General features: G+C 51.4%; 5 protein-coding genes. All 5 read left to right on the top strand.

Annotation, left to right across the window (positions count from 1 at the left end):
- A partial coding sequence (locus MHN01_RS16685; protein ID WP_239412375.1) for an aldehyde dehydrogenase family protein occupies positions 1–706 on the top strand: 706 nt, incomplete at its 5' end.
- Positions 707–783: 77 nt separating this feature from the next.
- Entirely contained in the window at positions 784–2478 is a 1695-nt protein-coding gene (gene betA / locus MHN01_RS16680; protein ID WP_239412374.1) for a choline dehydrogenase, read from the top strand.
- A 119-nt stretch (positions 2479–2597) separates the two neighbouring features.
- Complete coding sequence (locus tag MHN01_RS16675) at positions 2598–3515, top strand: choline ABC transporter substrate-binding protein (RefSeq protein ID WP_370646516.1); 918 nt, start codon at positions 2598–2600, stop codon at positions 3513–3515.
- 126 nt (positions 3516–3641) lie between these two features.
- Positions 3642–4490: a choline ABC transporter permease subunit gene (choW, locus tag MHN01_RS16670; protein ID WP_239412372.1), complete on the top strand. Its 849-nt coding sequence runs from the start codon at positions 3642–3644 to the stop codon at positions 4488–4490.
- Between the two features lie 2 nt (positions 4491–4492).
- Positions 4493–4842, top strand: a 350-nt coding sequence (locus MHN01_RS16665) for an ATP-binding cassette domain-containing protein (RefSeq protein WP_239412371.1), incomplete at its 3' end; no start/stop codon positions are given.

Genomic DNA, 4842 nt, shown 5'->3' with positions numbered 1-4842 from the left:
CGATCTGATCGTCTTTGATGATGCCAAGTTAGACAATGCGGTTTCTGCTGCCATGCTGGCCAATTTCTACACCCAGGGCGAAGTTTGTACCAACGGTACCCGGGTCTTTGTTCATGATGCGATTTACGACCAGTTTATCGAGCAGCTTGCTCACCGTACCAATAAGTTGGTTGTTGGCGATCCGGCTGATATGTCGACCCAGATCGGCGCGCTGATTTCAGGCGAGCATCTGGAAAAAGTGCTCGGGTTTATCCAGGCCGGAAAAGAGTCCGGTGCCCGCCTGATCTGCGGCGGCGAGCGTGTAACAGCCAATGGACTCGATAAGGGATATTTTGTTCAGCCAACCATCTTTGCCGACTGTACTGATGACATGCCCCTGGTTCAGGAGGAGATTTTCGGCCCGGTGATGTCTGTTTTGCGATTTAGCGATGAAGACGAAGTGATTCAACGGGCAAATGCCACCCAGTATGGACTTGCTGCCGGTTTGTTTACCCAAAATCTTTCTCGTGCCCACCGGGTGATAGCCCAAATTGAAGCCGGTATTTGCTGGGTGAACACATGGGGCGGCTCACCGGCAGAAATGCCGGTAGGGGGCTACAAGCAGTCTGGTATCGGGCGAGAAAATGGAATTGAAACACTCAATCATTATACCCAGAACAAGAGTGTGATGATTGAGCTTGGTGATCTTGAGTGCCCTTATGATTGAGCCACATATCAGCACTAGCGGGAGCTGCTGATAGCGGCTGGCTTTAATCTTCACAACAGAATTGAAAGGGAAATCAAATGAGCAATACCTATGATTACATCATTGTCGGAGCGGGATCAGCCGGCTGTGTATTGGCAGATCGCCTGACCGCATCGGGGGAGCACAGTGTTTTGCTGCTAGAGGCAGGAGGTGGTGACAAAAGCATTTTCATCCAAATGCCGACAGCACTGTCATACCCAATGAACAGCGATAAGTACGCCTGGCAGTTTGAATCACAGCCTGAGGCCGGTATTGATAACCGCCGCCTGCATTGTCCGCGAGGACGTGTGCTGGGTGGTAGCTCGTCAATTAATGGCATGGTGTATGTGCGAGGTCATGCCTGCGACTTTGACGAATGGGTTGAGCATGGCGCGGCAGGCTGGAGTTATCAGGAGTGCCTGCCGTATTTCCGCCGCGCAGAATCATGGATTAGCGGCGAGGATGATTACCGGGGTGGTGACGGCCCGCTGGCAACCTGTAACGGTAACAATATGACGCTGAACCCGTTGTATCAGGCGTTTATCGATGCCGGACAACAAGCGGGTTACCCGAAAACCGATGATTACAACGGTTATCAGCAGGAAGGGTTTGGTCCTATGCATATGACGGTTGATAAAGGTGTTCGCGCCTCAACCTCAAATGCCTACCTGCGCCGAGCCATGAAGCGCAACAACCTGACGGTTAAAACGGGCGTTGTCAGCCGCAAGGTATTGCTTGAAAACAAGCAGGCTGTCGGGGTCGAAATCGAAATTGCAGGCCAGATCGAATCGGTGTTTGCCAGCAAGGAAGTGCTGCTGTCGGCAGGGCCTGTCGGCTCGGTGCAGCTTCTTCAACTGTCGGGGGTGGGGCCCAAGGCGGTATTGGAGCAAGCTGGAATTGAGGTAGAGCACGATTTGCCGGGTGTCGGGGAGAACCTGCAAGACCACCTGGAAGTCTATTTTCAATATGAATGCCATCAGCCAATTACCCTGAACAGCAAGTTGGGTCTGATCAGCAAAGGCTTGATCGGTACACGCTGGATATTACGCCGGGATGGTCTGGGGGCTACCAACCACTTTGAGTCGTGCGCTTTCATCCGCTCTCGAGCCGGATTGAAATGGCCTAATATTCAATATCACTTCTTGCCAGCCGCGATGCGCTACGACGGTCAGGCAGCCTTTGATGGTCACGGTTTCCAGGTGCATGTCGGTCCGAACAAACCGCAAAGTCGCGGCCGTATTCGGGTGGAATCTAGCGACCCGGATCAAAAGCCCAACATTGAATTTAACTACATCAGTACTGAACAAGATAGGCAGGATTGGCGTGATTGTATTCGCCTGACCCGTGAAATACTGGCCCAGCCAGCCATGGATGCCTATCGCGGCGAGGAAATCCAACCGGGAACAGACGTTACCAGCGATGAAGCGATTGATGCCTGGGTACGCCAAAATGTCGAGAGTGCCTATCACCCATCATGCTCGTGCAAAATGGGAGCTGATAACGATCCTATGGCCGTGCTGAACGAGAAGTGCCAGGTCAGGGGAATTAAATCTCTGCGAGTGGTTGACTCGTCGGTGTTCCCGACGATTCCAAATGGCAACCTCAATGCGCCGACAATTATGGTGGCGGAGAAAGTTGCTGATGCCATTTTGGGTTGTGCTCCTCTTGCACCTTCAGACGCACAGACCTGGATTGCACCTAACTGGGAAACCGAGCAGCGTGTTGGCCCTGCCCAGCGTCCTGTGAGCGCCTGATAACCCCAGACGTTATTTCTGAAAAAAAAAACACTGAAAAAATACTGAAACGAAGCGGCTTAACAAACATGGATAAAGGAAGAGTCATGAAGACAAAGAAAACGATTAAAAACGCAATCATGGGTAGCTCAGCACTATTACTCAGTCTGTCGGCATCAACGGCATTAGCGGCCCAGTGCGAAACCGTACGTTTCTCTGATGTCGGCTGGACAGACATTACGGCAACAACGGCGATCACGAGCGAAGTGCTCAAAGGGTTGGGCTATAAGACCTCAACTCAGCTGCTGTCGGTACCGGTGACATACTCCTCCATGGCCAACAAGGACATTGATGTGTTTCTGGGGAACTGGATGCCAACCATGGAAGCCGATATTGCCAAATACCACCAGGATGGCTCAGTCGAGACAGTAAGGGCCAACCTGGAAGGGGCTAAATATACCCTTGCAGTTCCGAAATACGTATATGACGCCGGTGTCCGCAGCTTTGCTGATCTGGCTAAACACAAAGATGAATTCCGAGGCCGTATCTATGGTATAGAGCCGGGTAATGACGGCAACCGTCTGATTCAGGACATGATTGATAAAAATGCCTTTGAGCTGAAGAGCTTCCGTCTGGTCGAGTCCAGTGAAGCCGGCATGATGTCGCAGGTTAAACGTGCAGTTAACCGCGAGCAGTGGATCGCTTTCCTTGGCTGGGCGCCGCATCCGATGAACAGCAACTTTGATATGGCCTATCTGGACGGTGGCGATGATTTCTTTGGTCCCAACTACGGCGGTGCAAGTGTTTATACCAATGTTCGCCAGGGCTACTTGAAAACGTGTCCGAATGTCGGCCAGCTATTGCAGAACCTGAGCTTCAGTCTCGATATGGAAAACCAGCTGATGGGCGAGATCCTGAACAACAATGCCAAGCCAGATGCGGCGGCAAAGGCCTGGCTGAAGGCTAATCCGCAGGTACTGGAACAGTGGCTTAACAAGGTATCAGCACAAGATGGCAGCAATGCCACCCAAGCTGTGAAGAGATACCTGAATATCTAATTGTCTATTGCTTGCCTGATACAGGCTGACTGTCGATGCTGCCACCGTAACAGGTGGTGGCCGCTCGGTGTGATAGACAAATACGGAACGACCCAATTTAAAAATATGGACCATTAAGGAGTAACAGTGGACTTTATTACAGAGCATAAAATCCCGTTAGGTGATTGGATGGCAACCTTCGTGGATTGGCTTACCTACAATGCCGCAGGATTTTTTGACTCGCTTTCCTATACCCTGGAATCACTGATCATGCTGTTGGTTGATCTGTTTAAGTGGTTTCCGCCAGCGGTGCCGATTTTGATGACAGCCTCGTTGGCTTGGTTTCTTCACCGGAACCTCTCTCTGGTCATTTTTGTGGTCGCGGCACTGCTATTGATCATGAACCTGGGTTACTGGGAAGAAATGCTGGAAACTTTCGTTCTGGTATTAACAGCCACGATGATCTCGGTACTGGTCGGGGTGCCTGTCGGCATTGTTGCGGCGTACAAGCCTTGGCTCTATACCATCATGCGTCCGATCCTTGATTTGATGCAGACCATACCGACCTTTGTCTACCTGATCCCAACCTTGGTGCTGTTCGGCCTGGGGGTAGTACCCGGCCTTATTTCTACCATTATTTTTGCCATTGCCGCTCCAATCCGCCTGACCTATCTGGGTATTAGCCGAGTCCCTGAAGAGTTGGTCGAGGCGGGTAGAGCCTTCGGGGCCAATCGAATGAAGCTGTTGTTCAAAGTTGAACTTCCGGCGGCAATGCCAAACATTATGGCAGGGATAACACAGTGCATCATGCTGTCACTGTCGATGGTGGTGATTTCCGCGCTGGTGGGGGCTGACGGTTTGGGAAAACCGGTGATCCGCGCCCTCAATACGGTGAATATTTCCCAGGGATTTGAAGCAGGTTTGGCCATTGTATTGGTCGCTATTATTCTGGATCGTCTATGCAAGACTCCGGCAAGCCAGAGCAAGGAGGGTTAATCATGAGTGCGATCAGTATTAATAGTCTGGATGTGATCTTCGGTGAGCAGGCAACCCAATCTCTGGCACTGCTTGATGAGGGTAAAACCCGTCAGGAGATTATTGATGCCACCGGTGATGTGGTCGGCGTCCATGATGTCAGCCTCGATATTGAGGAAGGTGAAATTTGTGTCTTGATGGGGCTGTCCGGCTCCGGCAAATCGAGCCTGCTACGTGCGATTAATGGCCTGAATACCATTAGTCGTGGTTCGCTCGAGGTAAAGGATGGCGAGGTGTCGATAGATCTTGCCAATTGCGATAAAACGGCCCTTCGTCACTTGCGTACCAACCGTATATCCATGGTATTCCAGAA

The sequence above is a fragment of the Photobacterium sp. OFAV2-7 genome (assembly GCF_022347985.1).
Lineage (GTDB): Bacteria > Pseudomonadota > Gammaproteobacteria > Enterobacterales > Vibrionaceae > Photobacterium.
The sequence above is the reverse complement of the archived record's forward strand: the minus strand, read 5'-3'. Positions and strand labels throughout refer to the sequence as shown.

Excerpts from the sequence above, each read along its gene's own strand:
- betA (WP_239412374.1), top strand. The coding sequence starts at position 784 with ATGAGCAATACCTATGATTACATCATTGTCGGAGCGGGATCAGCCGGC.
- MHN01_RS16675 (WP_370646516.1), top strand. The coding sequence starts at position 2,598 with ATGGGTAGCTCAGCACTATTACTCAGTCTGTCGGCATCAACGGCATTA.